General features: G+C 48.0%; 18 protein-coding genes and 1 tRNA gene. 4 read left to right on the top strand and 15 right to left on the bottom strand.

Annotated features, from left to right (window positions below):
* Positions 1-30: 30 nt before the first annotated feature.
* The 10 genes from AC4OVU_RS03325 to AC4OVU_RS03280 all read right to left on the bottom strand — a co-directional run bounded on the left by AC4OVU_RS03325 (position 31) and on the right by AC4OVU_RS03280 (position 7,343).
* Positions 31-708 carry a phage baseplate protein gene (locus tag AC4OVU_RS03325; protein ID WP_045355681.1) on the bottom strand — a complete coding sequence of 226 codons (678 nt, stop codon included), beginning with the start codon at positions 706-708 and terminating at the stop codon, positions 31-33.
* A complete protein-coding gene (locus AC4OVU_RS03320) occupies positions 709-2,574 on the bottom strand; it encodes a hypothetical protein (RefSeq protein ID WP_045355680.1) in 1,866 nt (621 codons plus the stop codon).
* A 332-nt stretch (positions 2,575-2,906) separates the two neighbouring features.
* Entirely contained in the window at positions 2,907-3,938 is a 1,032-nt protein-coding gene (locus AC4OVU_RS03315; protein ID WP_022649287.1) for a major capsid protein, read from the bottom strand.
* 16 nt (positions 3,939-3,954) lie between these two features.
* Positions 3,955-4,317 carry a hypothetical protein gene (locus AC4OVU_RS03310; protein WP_023306398.1) on the bottom strand — a complete coding sequence of 121 codons (363 nt, stop codon included), beginning with the start codon at positions 4,315-4,317 and terminating at the stop codon, positions 3,955-3,957.
* Positions 4,314-4,532: a hypothetical protein gene (locus tag AC4OVU_RS03305; protein WP_045355679.1), complete on the bottom strand. Its 219-nt coding sequence runs from the start codon at positions 4,530-4,532 to the stop codon at positions 4,314-4,316. Before AC4OVU_RS03305 ends, AC4OVU_RS03310 begins: the two co-directional genes overlap by 4 nt.
* 631 nt (positions 4,533-5,163) lie before the next feature.
* Positions 5,164-5,520, bottom strand: a complete 357-nt coding sequence (locus tag AC4OVU_RS03300; protein ID WP_045355678.1) for a hypothetical protein — start codon at positions 5,518-5,520, stop codon at positions 5,164-5,166.
* Entirely contained in the window at positions 5,513-5,896 is a 384-nt protein-coding gene (locus AC4OVU_RS03295) for a hypothetical protein (RefSeq protein ID WP_193852811.1), read from the bottom strand. The genes AC4OVU_RS03300 and AC4OVU_RS03295 overlap by 8 nt, the downstream gene beginning before the upstream one ends.
* A gap of 108 nt (positions 5,897-6,004) precedes the next feature.
* The gene (locus AC4OVU_RS03290; protein WP_045355676.1) at positions 6,005-6,283 is read right to left on the bottom strand and encodes a hypothetical protein; all 279 of its coding nucleotides are present in this window, start codon (positions 6,281-6,283) and stop codon (positions 6,005-6,007) included.
* Between the two features lie 11 nt (positions 6,284-6,294).
* A complete protein-coding gene (locus tag AC4OVU_RS03285; RefSeq protein WP_032625258.1) occupies positions 6,295-7,074 on the bottom strand; it encodes a helix-turn-helix domain-containing protein in 780 nt (259 codons plus the stop codon).
* 101 nt (positions 7,075-7,175) lie between these two features.
* Complete coding sequence (locus AC4OVU_RS03280; RefSeq protein ID WP_022649293.1) at positions 7,176-7,343, bottom strand: hypothetical protein; 168 nt, start codon at positions 7,341-7,343, stop codon at positions 7,176-7,178.
* 2,039 nt (positions 7,344-9,382) lie between these two features.
* Between AC4OVU_RS03280 and AC4OVU_RS03275 the strand changes: the two genes are divergently transcribed.
* From AC4OVU_RS03275 to AC4OVU_RS03260, 4 genes are read left to right on the top strand one after another with little or no spacing between them, the layout of a single operon-like run.
* Positions 9,383-9,943 carry a tyrosine-type recombinase/integrase gene (locus AC4OVU_RS03275; protein WP_023304377.1) on the top strand — a complete coding sequence of 187 codons (561 nt, stop codon included), beginning with the start codon at positions 9,383-9,385 and terminating at the stop codon, positions 9,941-9,943.
* A 10-nt stretch (positions 9,944-9,953) separates the two neighbouring features.
* Positions 9,954-10,148: a hypothetical protein gene (locus tag AC4OVU_RS03270; protein WP_023304378.1), complete on the top strand. Its 195-nt coding sequence runs from the start codon at positions 9,954-9,956 to the stop codon at positions 10,146-10,148.
* Positions 10,149-10,153: 5 nt separating this feature from the next.
* Positions 10,154-10,351: a hypothetical protein gene (locus AC4OVU_RS03265; protein ID WP_023304379.1), complete on the top strand. Its 198-nt coding sequence runs from the start codon at positions 10,154-10,156 to the stop codon at positions 10,349-10,351.
* Positions 10,333-10,641 carry a hypothetical protein gene (locus AC4OVU_RS03260; RefSeq protein ID WP_180238192.1) on the top strand — a complete coding sequence of 103 codons (309 nt, stop codon included), beginning with the start codon at positions 10,333-10,335 and terminating at the stop codon, positions 10,639-10,641. Before AC4OVU_RS03265 ends, AC4OVU_RS03260 begins: the two co-directional genes overlap by 19 nt.
* Positions 10,642-11,033: 392 nt before the next feature.
* Here the strand turns inward: AC4OVU_RS03260 and AC4OVU_RS03255 are convergent, their stop codons facing one another.
* The 5 genes from AC4OVU_RS03255 to rraB all read right to left on the bottom strand — a co-directional run bounded on the left by AC4OVU_RS03255 (position 11,034) and on the right by rraB (position 14,117).
* Entirely contained in the window at positions 11,034-11,402 is a 369-nt protein-coding gene (locus tag AC4OVU_RS03255) for a hypothetical protein (protein ID WP_029497222.1), read from the bottom strand.
* Between the two features lie 545 nt (positions 11,403-11,947).
* Positions 11,948-12,029 (bottom strand) — tRNA-Leu (locus tag AC4OVU_RS03250).
* Between the two features lie 104 nt (positions 12,030-12,133).
* Positions 12,134-12,856: a topoisomerase II gene (locus AC4OVU_RS03245; protein ID WP_110293121.1), complete on the bottom strand. Its 723-nt coding sequence runs from the start codon at positions 12,854-12,856 to the stop codon at positions 12,134-12,136.
* A 30-nt stretch (positions 12,857-12,886) separates the two neighbouring features.
* A complete protein-coding gene (gene miaE, locus AC4OVU_RS03240) occupies positions 12,887-13,645 on the bottom strand; it encodes a tRNA isopentenyl-2-thiomethyl-A-37 hydroxylase MiaE (protein WP_058677508.1) in 759 nt (252 codons plus the stop codon).
* A gap of 46 nt (positions 13,646-13,691) precedes the next feature.
* Positions 13,692-14,117 carry a ribonuclease E inhibitor RraB gene (gene rraB / locus AC4OVU_RS03235; RefSeq protein ID WP_017694625.1) on the bottom strand — a complete coding sequence of 142 codons (426 nt, stop codon included), beginning with the start codon at positions 14,115-14,117 and terminating at the stop codon, positions 13,692-13,694.
* Positions 14,118-14,167: the final 50 nt, after the last annotated feature.

Genomic DNA, 14,167 nt, shown 5'->3' with positions numbered 1-14,167 from the left:
TGAAACCATCAAAAAAGGGGCATAAGCCCCTCATTTTTTAAACTCCGTCGTAACAGTGTCAGATTCAGTTTTCTTAGGTGCATTGTTCACCACCTTCTGTTTCACCGTACCGCCTACAGATTTATTTCCCTGCGTTTTAGTTGCAATCACATTAACTGTAGCTTTACTGACAAGCCTGATCTGTTCAAATTCAAGATCGAATTGCATCGCGTATTCAGATTTATAATCGTAGGAAATGCCGGAGAGAATAACATTCTCGTACACTTTGTGCTCTGTCACTAATGTGATGGGCTGGCGACTGTCAAACATCTTATCGAGGTATTCGATAGCTTGACTGATACGAGTGCCATTCACACCAGCGCTGTATAACAAATCCTTTTCCAGCCTCACCGGAGTTTCGGAAATAATTCCCGATAGCTTGAATGTATTATTCTTAATCTGAACGTGATCGCTCACCTCTGCCCCGCTCTCAACGGGATAGCTGGTAATGTCAGCCTGTCTGCGTATTCCCGTATCCGTCACGGCATCAAACACTATCGCCTGATAGTTTTGAATGTAGCTATCTGAGGACGAATTATATACAGATGCAAGGATGGTGAAGCCGTTTTCACCTTTGGTGCGGGTAGCACTGCTGTTATTACTGTTCTGAGTTGAATTGATTCGGGAGGCATCGCTGCCCCCGATAGTTAAACTTCCAGGTGTTGCCATTTAGCCCCCCGTCCCTTGTCCAGATGAAACAGCCAACACCATACGCTGATTGTTATCACTGATACGCTGATCAACGGTAGCATTAAGCATGTTTCCGAATGTCGGATCAGGAGAAATAGTTAGATGGATAAGCCCTTCCGGTAGCTGATTCTGCAATACTACAGGCTGCATGATCGGCGCACTGGCTGGCTTAGCTGGCGCTGCTGCACTCTGTTTCAGCATTGAAACAGGAGAGTAATCTCCATTGGTGCTCTGCGCGTAGCTGCTCACGTCCTTAGCGTCGCTTGTCCCGTTCCACCAATCATGGAATGTATCGAACACATTAGGCTGGTGTGTGCCGTCTGCTTTCGGCTGGCTGGCTCCATAGGCGTTAGCCACTGGATTACTTCCAGGCTGTGCAGGTGCTGACGTTGTGCCGTAATGCTGGCTCACCGCCTCTTTAGTGCTGTTGTCACCAGTAAGAAGGTTTAGCTTGCCTGTGATCCAGTTAGTGAGTTTCAGCAATCCTACGGCAGCATCCCCCGCCGCCCGCCCGATCCCCTTGAAAAAGGGTAACGCCTCCTGCATAGCTTCTTTAAACTCTCGCATGGTTTCAGGGTCAATCTCTGACATAAACCCTTCGAAGAAGGCCAGCTTCTGGCTATCGGAGAGAATGCTAAGCTCCTGGTTAAACTTACGGTAGGCTACAAGCTGATCCTGCTGTGCTTCATCCAGCCACTGACCATTACGCTTGAGCACGTCCACTTGATCAGTGAGTGCCTTACCTTGATTAGAAAATGCCTTGTGATACAAGCCTAAATCGTCTGCAAGGTCTTCCAGGTTATGAAGGATTTGCTCTTGTGAATAGCCTTTCCCCTGCATGGTGTTGGTATAAGCAGAAACGAAGCCAAACGGATTGGATTGGTAGGATTTCAAATCCTCTTTAGTGAATCCCATGTTCAGGGCTGTATCTACAGCAGCGTTTCCGCCTTTCCACTGTCCAGACTTCTTATCAAAGGTGCTGTTGGTGTAGCTGTCTGCGATCTTTTCTGAGAGGTCTTTTCCCGAGTCGAGTAGCTTACGTTGTCCTTGCAGCCCCATACCGGAATCAATCCCGTTAGCCGTGGCATACTGGGAAAGTGCCTGGAGGACGTTATAATCTACACCGCCCAAGCGCGCCCTTGCGACGATTTCGCTGCGCTCTTCCTGGGCTGTTACAGCGTCTTTCCCCCATGAATAAGCACCGTAAGCCGCCGCACCAATACCAGCGCCAGCAAGCGCACCAGTGCCTAATCCCATCAGAGAGCCAGAGATCGCCCCTGTAGCTTTACCACCGCCACCAAGAGCGTTAGCCCCTCCCGCCTTTGCCGCTGCCCTACGCTCTGCATTAATGCGTCTGTAGCTCTGCTGTAAGCGCTTAATCTCGCTGTTTTGGCGTTGTAGAGAGATAGTTCCTGCTGCATAGGCTTTGGTGATCCGTGACGCTGCAAGCGCGGCCTGTGTAAGCTCAACATTGGTAAGGTGCTGCATACTTTTAAAGCTGCTGGCAGTGTCCAATAGCTTCAATTCAGCCCGTTCACGGCGCTGTGCGTTTCTTGCGGCCTCTTTCGCTGCCTGAGCCTCTACACGGGCTTGCGCCTTAGCTGCCCTTGCCTTTTCTCGTTCATCGCTATTACGAGGCTTTGACGCTTTCTTATTCAGCATATCGAGTTCCCTTTCAGCAGATTTTAGCCCCTGGCTGAATCTTTTCATGTTCAACGTAGGGTCTTTAATGCCTTTGGATTTCTTCTGAATTTGATCGAAAGCGTCCATAGCTTCCTTCATTGAATTACGATCAACGCTGAATGTCACGGTGTTCTTGATAGAACTTGTGTGGATTTCAAGCATGATTATTCACCGCCTTTCTTTTCGTTCACAAGGTAATTAAGTGCATCTGATACACTCATTCCTCTGAAAATAAGTTGCCTTAGATGTGAATGACTAACATCAAGCGCTCTCGACACGGCTGCTAAATTGAGTATTTGCTCTGCGTTTGTATCATTAAGTTGTAAATGCAAACCTCGACTCTTTAGGATAATTTCCAATTTTATCTTTCCTCATATTCTGGAAATAAAAAGGGGCAAGGGCTGGCGCATTTGCTTTGCGTGTTCCAGTTCCCTACGCCCCTGATTAAAGTTCTTCTTTATTTCCAGACGGGAAGAACTACCGTCTATCGCTCGTTATTCTGAGGCTTTAATGTGAACGGAGAAGTTCAGGCCGTGGTTAACTGGCAGTGCTGAGTTTTCCGAGATCACGTTGATCGTGTTTCCGCGCTCACTTTCGAAGCTCCAGCTATAAACTTCCGCAGGTGCAGCATTAAGGAGTTCGAACGTTGACGAAGCCGCGCCGTAGATATTGGTGTAAATACCACTTCCCTTAGCGAATTGCGGGATGGCGATAGCGTCGGCATCACCCATTTGTGCGATCAGGAGCGGATCTGTCACCTTGATCACATCTACATTTGAGCCAGGGATCGAAAAGGTGCTTACACCTGGAAGTAGTTCACGATGCTGGAACACTACGTTCCCTTCATCAAGTGGGCTGACATAGCGGAAAGCCGCCTCCATCGCAGGACTGAAACGCAGATCGCTATAGAATCCACCCTTGGCGAAAACAATAATTCGCTCCACTGCCGCCGCCTGGCTTTGTGCCGCTTCGGTGATTTGACTCACCATGTCGTCAATCGCACGTAGAGTGCTGCTATCTGTAGCTGACAGATCAAGAGTGGCATTCATCGGGGCTACGCCGAACAGGTCGCCAAAGTCGATTAACAGATCGTCTGTCTTAGGTGTATACACCTGACCAGAGAAGAGTGATCGTGCGAGGTAACTTTCACGGGTTCGCATAAACGCTACAGCGTGTTTACCCATGTAATCGCTGTAAATGTCCGTCACTGTTTCTTGAATATCGCTTCCTGGCTTACGCTTGCCCTGAATATCTGACGGAGTGATCAGATCTTCACGAAGGAAATACGGAAGCTCGATTAGCCATTCTTTGCCGCTCTGACGCTGCGTGGTGTTATGCTCGTTTGAGAAACGCGCCGTAGGCTGGTTGAACAGGCTGGTGTTATCTTCCAGCAGACGGGACACACTAACTTTATGAGAAGAAACGCCCACACCATCAAAGAGATTTAGAGAACTGAGTAGGAAATTTCTGGTGCTGGTTAGCTGGAATAATGGGGAAAGGTCGATACGCTCGTTTCCAATAATCATTATTTATCTTCCTTGCTTAAGAGGTGAAAAATTCACGAGTGGCGAAGCCTTGCGCCTGTAATGCGCTGATCGCTGCTGCGTGGTTAGCTGCGTTGAGATTGTCGCTCTTGAGGGCAACGTATGATCCAACGTTAGGAGCGCGTAGGACGTTCACAGGCTTATTACTACCAGCTTTAACGAAGTCGGACACGACGACATAAGCCACATTCCCAGAGGTATAGAGAGCGCCAGTGATATCGAGCACATCGCCGCACTGCACATCAGCAGGAAGAGAAGCAAACACTTTACTGTCTACTGCTGCAAAATTGTCGGTCGCAGCACTCACAATATCTGTGTAGCTTTTACGTACCGGAAAGACTTCTGATAGGTCAATAATCATTGTTTGGTTGATTCCTTTACTTTACGTGTAATCAAATCCTGAATAGTTGTTTCTTGTTTTGGTGATTCGTCAGGAAAATATTTATCCATCGCTTTGATCACTTCATCAACCGAACAACCAGCATACTGAGCCACCATCTCAATCATCTGAGGATTGACGGTGAGAACATCATTTTTATATTTGAGTACACGCGATTTGTTATTTAATATAAACATCTTTTTTGTTTCCTTCGCGTTGCATTAACTTATTTGTTACTGTGGGATAAAAGAAAGCGGCAATAAAGCCGCTTCTTTGGGACAGCTGGAAATCTTATAAACCAGCCTGGGGATCATTCCGTGTCGTTGCAAAACACGCTAAGGATGAATGATCGCCCTATTGGAATTTCTTATCACTACCAAGCCTTTCGACTTAATAATTAATAAGGAGACAATACAACTCGACTAAAGAAAAATGTTCCAGTGTCTGAATTCTCTGTATTGTCTGACAACTGCGCATTATAAAGACGTATAACGATTTCAGTTGTAAAGAGCAGGATTGCTCTTCTATAAAATCACTCGTTGTGAATTACTACCCTTAGAAGGTGCTCTCCACCGGATATCCCCTATTTACTGTGACAAGCAATAAATAGGGCAGTGGAGATCCCTTGTTAGAAACAAACGAACGTAGCAATAAAGAACACAACCAAAAAATCACAGAAGGAATGATTTTAGAGAAGAGGGCTACCCTACAAGGGAGTAGCCATCTACGGGAGAAGTGATTCGAATACTATCCCTACTTCTTATTCTATAACATTTCTGTTAATTTGTCAATACCCAAACCAACATTTCATTCACTTTTCTTGCATTTTTATTCAAATTCGCTTACTGCGTATTTCTCGGCAATGACTCCTGCCAGTTCCGCAAGTTCGGCGGTGATGTATTGCAGGGAGCAAGCAAGCTCTTCAAGGTCATTGGCAATGCGCCACGCCTGATCCACGGTGACGGTATCCCCGTTCATCTGCACCAGGTGCTTTACAGCAGCATACCAGTGTTCAAGGGCAGTGATTGCCTGTTCAGTGTATTGTATCGCTTCCAGGAGCGCGGAGGGCGTTCTCTCACGCCACGCCCTATTAACAAGCTGCAATGCTGGTAGATGCCAAATATCGTGGAAAGAGTTAATTAGGGTGTTCACGTTGTTCACGGTGTCCATAGTTTTATTATTCATTGTTGTTTTCCTTGTCGTCAAAGAGCATGTCAAAATCTTGTATGTGGTGAGATAAGCCGTTAGTTTGGGAATACCCCACCCAGTCAATATAGTTTTCTGCGTATAGCTGCCACTTCTTAAGATTCGATGAATCAACACGGTATTCACGGCGGCGGCGTGGTTTATAGAAGACGTTATCCGAAGATGCTAAAACATCCTGCAATAGTTCATACTCTGCCCCCACGGGCACCATTGCAGGGTGTTCTATTATTTCGGTGATCCATTCTCCTGGAATAGACTCTCGGGCGAGGTCTTGTAGAGAAGAGGTGTATTTATGTTTGCTGGCGCGAGTGGCTTTTTCGATTCTAACAATGTTACTTCGTTCTTTTCGTCCCATTCATTCCTCGTAGAGGGGAAACTCCATGTCTTGTCATAACGTGAACGCCATAGAATATGGTGAACCACCATAAAGCAGTTATCATAAAAGTTTCCCATTGGTTGTTATTTAGTCGTTCGAATAAATGATCTCATAATCCGAGATCATAGATTTTATTGTTATGTCGAAATGTCCAGCTTCTTTAAAAGCGATCACACCGAAAGATTTAAGAGAATGTAGCCAGAACATCACACCACCTTGCGAACATCCAGAACGTTCGATAATGTCACCAAGTCGGATCTTGGTTGGTTTGGATCTGTAAAAGTATTGCAGGGTTTCTAATACGCGCTTTCCAGCGTCGTTAATCTGAATACGGTCAACACCGTATTTCACTAAGTATTGAATCATAATCCTCCTGGTTAAAATGGTAGATCTTCGAATTCGTCGAAGGTTTCATTCGTTGGTACGGTTAAAATAATCTCACGTCCAAGATGTTTGGTCGCTGTCTGGGAAATAAGTCGGTAGGCTGCTTCCTCATCGCCCATTGTCTCTGTTAACGCCCATTTCAAAGCGGCATCAATGGGATCGCCATTCGGTTTGCAGATAGCTACACCGCCCCAGGGAAGGTCTGGCTTGTCCTGCTGAGTGGGGATCGTTGGTGTTGGTGCTGGCGGCTCCAGGTATTCTGGAGCATCCCAGACAAACGGAAGATCATCAAAATCAGGAACTGAATGCTCCTCTGCGGCCTTCACTGGCTCAGGGGCTGGCACTTCGTCAGACGCTGCTACAGGCTGCACTGTCAGTGCTTCTGGTGGAGTAATGTGCGCATCAGTGATCGGAAACGTGCGGTAAACTTTGGAACGATAACCAGGGTTTTTCTCTTTCGTGATTAGCCCTGCATCTTGCAGCTTCTGAATGAGTTTGCAGGTGTGCTCCCTGGATAAATCGATCACCTTTCCAAGTTCTGTCTGGCTTTCGTAACAGAAATTCCCTGAATTTTCCCATCCCTGAAAATAACAGTACAACTTTTGCGCCTTCGGGCAAAAATCCATGAAACCATTTTCGAGATTGGGAGAATAAATACGTGGAATCTCTCGGAAGTAATGCGGGATGTTGATTGTACGATCTCTTACTTTTCCATCTTTATCGGTGTATTGGTATTTTGGATCTGCCTTAATCTCGGCGAGGGTTTTTGCCATTGTTCTATGCTCCTATGTATGCTCAGTAAATTACGAATGCTCTTCATTTAGCTTTCTCCGCTTCTCATTCGTGGATTGTTGTTAATGCTGTCTCGTGGTTATTACGCGCCAGCTTTCGAATATTTAACCGCCAGGTTTTGACACTCTTCAAGAAGTAGTGCGCTTACGCTCATTTTTCGGCGCTTTGCTTCTTTGAACAGAATCTGGAATGTGGCATCCGGTATCATTAACGATGTGGACGGCGGTAGTTTGGTTTTCTTCTCGATCATTCTGGTTTCCTCCTTCTGGTTTATTCGTTGGTGGTCGAAGTGCGGATTTCATCCCAGCGCTTCAATACTTCTGTGAGAAAGGCTTCCCTCTCGTGGTATCCACGAGCGCGGCAAGCGTTGCGTAGTGCTCGGATGCGGTAACGGTTGGTGGTTCCGTCTTTCAATTGTTGAAGTGTGTCTTCAACGTCAAAGTATCTCAGTGTGGCCTCCTATGGTTGGCGTAAATAAAAAGACACCTTGCAGCCTGACGGCTCAAAGTGCATTAAGAGATTATGTGGATAAAGTTTTATGCTATATGGGTATTCTAACCTATTTCTAAACTTTTGTCAACCCCTTAACGGTGATTATTCGAAATTTTTTTGATTATTTTCAATGCGTTGTATTTTTGCTTTGCGATTTGTGCTCTTTATACACAAAATAAACAGTGGATGTCAATCTGTTTTTGTGGTAGAACTTGCCACCAGAGAAGACAGCCACAAGAACAACGAAAAACAGCCTGTAACGCTCTCTGCGGCGTTCTGACGCTTTCAGGCTACCATTGCATTCCCTACCCTGTTTAAATCGCTCTACGGGCTTCCTGTGCGCCCTCTGGCACTTACCGAAACCAATAGCACAACTACAGAGGGATAACGGTAGTTATCAGGATAGTAGGTGTTGGTATTGGATTGAGGCTGGATGAACTGGAGCTATCAGCGACCAGTGAAGCCTTAGCCACTGACTTACTGAAACCTTGCATGGGTGAACCTTAGTTCATGAATGGATGGTTGAGGTTAGTCAGCTTATCAGATGTTCAATCAACGGTAGTTGGTTGGTCAGATGGTAACAAAGCGCACAGCGCAATGGTATTCGCCCACGGCGAAGTGATCATGTGCAACCGATTCACGGTGGCAAAGCCATTGCACCATACAGAATGTATAGATAACGCTTTGCTGCGTCGTGAGCGGAACGAGGCCAGCCAACGTAGCCCGAAAGGAAGCGAAGTAAGGCTGCTTGCCAGGAGTGACGGCGATAGGCGCCAGGCAAAAGATCTTTGCGACAAGCGCAAAACCATGAAAGATAGTCTTATAGATCTTAGTATTATAGTTAAGTAGTCTTATAGAGTGACATAACGTCACAGATAACGTGCCCCAAGTGTGACGCAGCGTCACAGAAGTAGTTTGTAAGTGTGACATAACGTCACAGATGGGATGATTCGTATGTGTGACACTCCGTCACATAGCAGGGTTTTTCCCGTATGTTCAAAAGTACTGTTTCGTTACTTTACCCAATGATAGATCGTCGCCCTGCTCACTACGAATCGCACATGCAACAATCCTAAGAAAAACCAGAGGCAAATCTTAGATTAACCCTATCGAAACCCCACAGTAATAACGTCAAAACCTATCTTAAATGACAGGTAAAGAATCGGTGTAGATGTAAGCCAAAGTAGATTGTTCACTTTCATTGTCAGAATGATCAGTTTAGCTAAACCGTTGTGTAGTGCGGGATACAGGCTGTTTGTCATGAAAACCACTTTGCACCCGTGCCGGATTCGTTGAACGAGTTTTCTAAATTGAAACGATGTTTCTTTTTTCATGCCAAAACCCGCCAATTCATTAGCATTCTAATCATTTCATGATGCAATCAGTTGCAAGTGCATAAACTCCGCATAATCTGTGCATACAGGCAGGTTAGCGCCGCCCTCGCCTAACGACTCTACATTTATCACCATTAAATCAATGAGATAGATAACAACCACACACAAGCATTGGTAGTGTGATGTTCCGGTGTCACCGCTGTTCTTCTTGCCGATCTGATGATTTGGCAATGTCCAAACACATGTTTATAAATGCCAACCTTATGAATTTGTTGAAGATATTTCAAAATCATGCAGATTTCGATCTGGGTGTGCCTGATCTTCGCGTTCAGCAGTGGACACAATCGCGCCATCTACCACACACAACAACGATCATTTTTTGATCATTTGTATTGCAACTTACTGAAATTGATCATAATATTTATTTCATCGATTTAGATGTGTGACCTTGAAGGAGGGTAAATTGAACAGAGCAGTAGTGTTAGACGAACAGCAAGCTAAAGCGATCAGGGAGTGGCTAAACGCTCATAACAAGAGCCTGATAGCTGACGTTTCGTTAATAATGCAAGCCGCCGTACTGCGTGTGGGTGATGCCGTCGCTTTGCGCTTCGACGAAGTGATCAACGGTGAGATTGACATAGAAGAACAGAAGACAGGGAAGCGTAAAGCCCTCACCCTTCCGGCTCCAGTGGTGCAGATGATCGCACGTCGCCGTGCTGAGTTTCCGCATGATGTGCATGTGTTCAGGAGCCAACGTAACCGCTCGATGAACAAGCAAGCACCTGTACGACGCGAGGAAGTGAGTAAGCAGATCGCAGAAGCCGCTAAAGCTATCGGGATTTATGGCACTGTATCAGCACACAGCTTTCGAAAGGCGGGGGGGAATGCTCTTTATCGGCGTTCTGGAAATAACATTGCCCTCGCTATGACTGTGCTCAATCACAGCAACATCACCGACACCAGACGCTATCTGGATTTAGACAAGCAAGCCGTTAGCCGTGTGATCAATGAGATGGACTTATAAGGAGGTAAACATGAAATATCTTGTGCTGACGCTGGGGATCATGCCAGCCCTGGCGAATGCCGGACAGATAACCCTGATTCTCAGTGATGAACAGGAGACAGATAACGCGAAGATCTGCGTTTACAGCAACGCCAACTATACGGAGACAGTGACGATCAGACCATCGCAGCAATGCCGCTACACAATGACCTTTGAAGAGGAGTAATGAGTATGAAGATTATAGAGATGAACGAACACACCACAGCTTTCAGTCCTATTGAGAGCGAAGAAGAATTGAAATTCGCCGTAGCATTTTTGGACATGTGGCAGAGAAGCCAGGAGCACGGCGTGAACTTTGAACAGGTGTTGAAAGATGCAATTCAACAAGCAACACCGAACGAGGATCGTAAATGGGTGAGTATCAAATGACTAACAGTTACGGATTGAAAACGCCTGAACAATGGCAACAAGAAAGTATTCTTGCCCTGCTGTTTCATTACGACCACGTAGAAGCCTGTTTCATGGCAGACGCTATCAAGGTGTTACCAGAAGATCACGACGTGAACAGAGCGGAGGAGTATTTAGAAAGCCTGATAGAATGGCTGTCTGGTAACACGGACGAAAGCGAAATGAGAAAGGCTATCGAGTGTTACAGCGTCAAAGGCAGCGAAGAGCAAACAGAATTTTTCTTAGGTGCAATTCTCGGAGATGAGTATTGAAAAAGGAAGAAGAGCTAATCACCAGCTTTATCTGGTGTGGTGCTACGGTGTGCGTTTATACGCAGGTAGTGAAGTTTGCAGGGACGACGATACAGCGTCATCTGTTACCGAGAAATTTACGCAATGCTGTTAATAGTGCTGTGCAGGATGCTGAGAACATCCCACACAGCGATCCGACAAACAACAAACCACCACGGAGAGTTAGTAATGTCAGACCATCAGATCATAACAATGAGCCTTCGATTACTGCAAGGGGAAAGCAGGTACGCCAGTACAGGAAAGGCTGATATACGTATTCGTGTTCCGGCGATGAAAGGTAGCCAACTGAAAGCCTTGCTTGATTACATACGCGCGTTGAAGTGAAGAAGCGGGGGGCGAGTTGCCCCCTGACCTTATGCCTTGATTAGCCATTTAGGAGGGATTTCGAGCCATTTCTGACTCTCTTCATCGTAGAAAAATACATCATCTACACCGTGTTCAATCAGATTCACTGGTTTCTCACCTATCGGGAGAGACAACTCCTCAATAAGAACAGCCAAAACACTATTCACCTGATCATTGCCATCCCAGGCAACATTTTTTTCCATGTGTTTTCCATGAAATCCATAGCGGATACGTAACTGCTTGTTGGTCATTACCATCCCCCTACTGTTTGCATTGTCTTGGTACATTGATTCAACAAAATCTCGTTGCTCTCCAGTCAAGGCGAGTATCTCCAACAAAAGAGTTAACTCCCTTCGTATTGATTCCTTATCTGACATACCCACCCTTGAGTGATTAAGATTAATCTCAGGTTATACAGGGTGCAAAAATTGTGCAACTAACAGATTTTGGACAATAGAAGCCTAATGCCCGTTGGTGGTAAGACAACACGCGGAGCCGTTAGGCGACAACATCAGGGATATGTCAGACAGTGAAGTTTATCAGGATGACCATGTACCCGAAGGAGCGAGGCCGAACCGCTGGCAGAGCCTACATATCGTTTGTAGGTACGAACACCACCATAAACCTGTTTATTCCCTGCAACGTCATCAGCGACGTGTGGCATTTGGGAGCATCGGCAAAAAATGCGCTTCACTGTAAGCGTTTGGTATAGGTTTAGAGACGGTGGCACGTCTTCCAGCTTCAAAGGGAAAAGCGATACGAGGTTGAGCCTGGGAACTACTCGCCACTATGTGCTAACATACCAAAGCCATTAACAAACACAGTGGCTTTTGTACGTGATGAAGAATTGACATTTTCTACTGGTCAATGAGACGGAATTTTCACACTAACTCATTGATTTAAAAGAAAATAAGGTACTGAATGCCGAAGGCCGGACTCGAACCGGCACGTATTTCTACGGTTGATTTTGAATCAACTGCGTCTACCGATTTCGCCACTTCGGCACTGAAGGGGATGCGGAAACGTTGTGGATTATACCTGTCGCGCGCCGCCATGCAAGCGACGACGCGCTAAACCCGCGCTAAGTGCCCAAAAAACCAGCGCCCCTTCACTCCAGCTCAGACACCGCCAGCCGAATCACCCTCGCCGCCTTCTGCTCCGGCAGCACCAGCACCTTCGCCCACATCTCCTGCACCATATCGCAGGAGAGCTTCTCTTTGCCCGCCGCCTTCTCCGGCATCTGCAACAGCTGAATGTCCTCGCCGTACTTATCAGCGAGTTCCTTCATAATCGGCCGCACGTCCTCGACGGCAGCCACCCGTTCGGCCTGCGTCACGGTGTGGCGGTTTTTGCCGTAGGCCGCGCGCATCATGTCGGCGTCGGCCTGCATTCGCCGCGTCATCAGGTCTTTATCCAGCATGCGCATCGGATTCACGCCGCCCTTCACCGTCGGGTAGAGGAAGCGGAAGCAGGCGTCGTCGCTCCCCTTCTGGATGGCGGCGGTCTGCTCCATGTTGATGGTCATGTAGTTCACCACGTTGGCGTCCGGGGCGTTTTGCAGGCGCGACATCTGCAAATGCAGGATCTGCGGCTGGATGGTGTCGATAATCTGCTGCTCCGGCTCGCCGGCCTTTTGCAGGGCGGCCATCTGGTCGAGGATGCGCTGATGCAGCGCGGGCTCCTGCTCCTTAATCACCTGCCAGGCAGGCATCGCGTTGAGGGTGGTATCAATCTGCGCTTCCGGAACGCGTTGCCTGTCAAAGAACACCCAGAACGCCACGGCGGCGGCCGCGACAATAACAACGACCGTACTGATCCACGTTTTATTCATCTCGCATCCTTATCCTTGAGTTGTGCCGGTTTACACCGGCACGCCGCTGTGGAAGCGAAACTCGTGGTCCGGTGTCGAGATAAGTGTGGCTTCAATTTCGCCAAAAAGCTGTATGCGCGGTGAGATATCGTCGTCGCTCACCTGCTGGGCCAGCGTCAGGTAGTCCTGATAATGGCGCGCCTCCGAGCGCAGCAGCGAGAGATAGAACTTCTGCAGGTCGTCGTCGAGGAACGGGGCCAGCGCGGCGAAGCGTTCGCAGGAGCGGGCTTCGATGTAGGCGCCGCAGATGAGCTTGTCGATCAGCGTCAGCGGTTCGTGGGTGCGCACTTCCTTCAGCATCCCTTTGGCGTAGCGGCTGGCGGTGATTTTGACGTACGGAATATCGCGGGCCAGCATCGCCTCACGCACCTGCCAGAAATGGTGCAGCTCCTCTTTAATCAGCAGCACCATGCTGTCGATGAGCGCCTGGCCCCACGGGTCGTCGGTTTTGGGCATCACGCTTTTGCCAATCTGCCTGTGCAGGGCGATGAAGTCCGGCTCTGGGCCGTCGCGAAAGGTGAACAGTTCGTAGGGCTTGAGCCAGTCGAGCAGCGCGTCGGCACCACTTTCGTCGGCGACGTATTTACGCACCAGCAGCAGCGCGGTCTGGGCGGCCTTGAGCTCGCACACCATGTGGTCGGTGAGCAGCAGCGGCAGGTTCGCCGGGTCGCGGGCTTTATCAATCCATGCTTGCGGGGTCGGGCACTGGAGGAAGTTAAGTACGGGGGCGAGTATCTGCGGGTAATCCATGGTTCTGCCTTGAAAAAGCGGTGGCGCACGCCACCGCCTGAAACGCTTAGTGACGCACGCCGTCGTCGTCTTCGTCGACGTAGTCTTCGTCGTCGCCTTCTTCGCCGTCTTCACCGTTCGGATCTTCGAAGTAGGTTCCCCAGCCGTCGTATTCCACTTCAAACTTCTCGGCCAGGTTCATCAGCTGTTCTACCTGCGCGTCGATCAGCTCCGCCTTCAGCGCGCCTTCGCTCAGGATATCGCAGCAGATGACGGTGTCGCCCTCTTCCACTTCCAGCTCTTCCGGCTCGGTCACTTCGTAACCCAGCTTGAAGGCTTCCACGGCCATTTTTTCCAGCGCTTCAAAGTCGTCCGCAGAGAAATGGTGTTCGATGGTGTACAGCGCGTCCGGATCGCTACCGTCTTCCAGCAGTTCTTCAATAATCAGACGCGTCTCTTCGCGTTGCTCTTCCAGTAATTCCGGGTTTGCCATGGGTCAATCCTCTTTAAAGTGCGGCAGATACTTCTATTTTCACACACGGA

It is taken from the genome of Enterobacter sp. 6722112 (genome assembly GCF_058661685.1).
Note: the sequence above shows the minus strand (reverse complement) of the source record. Positions and strands in the feature narration are given on the sequence as shown.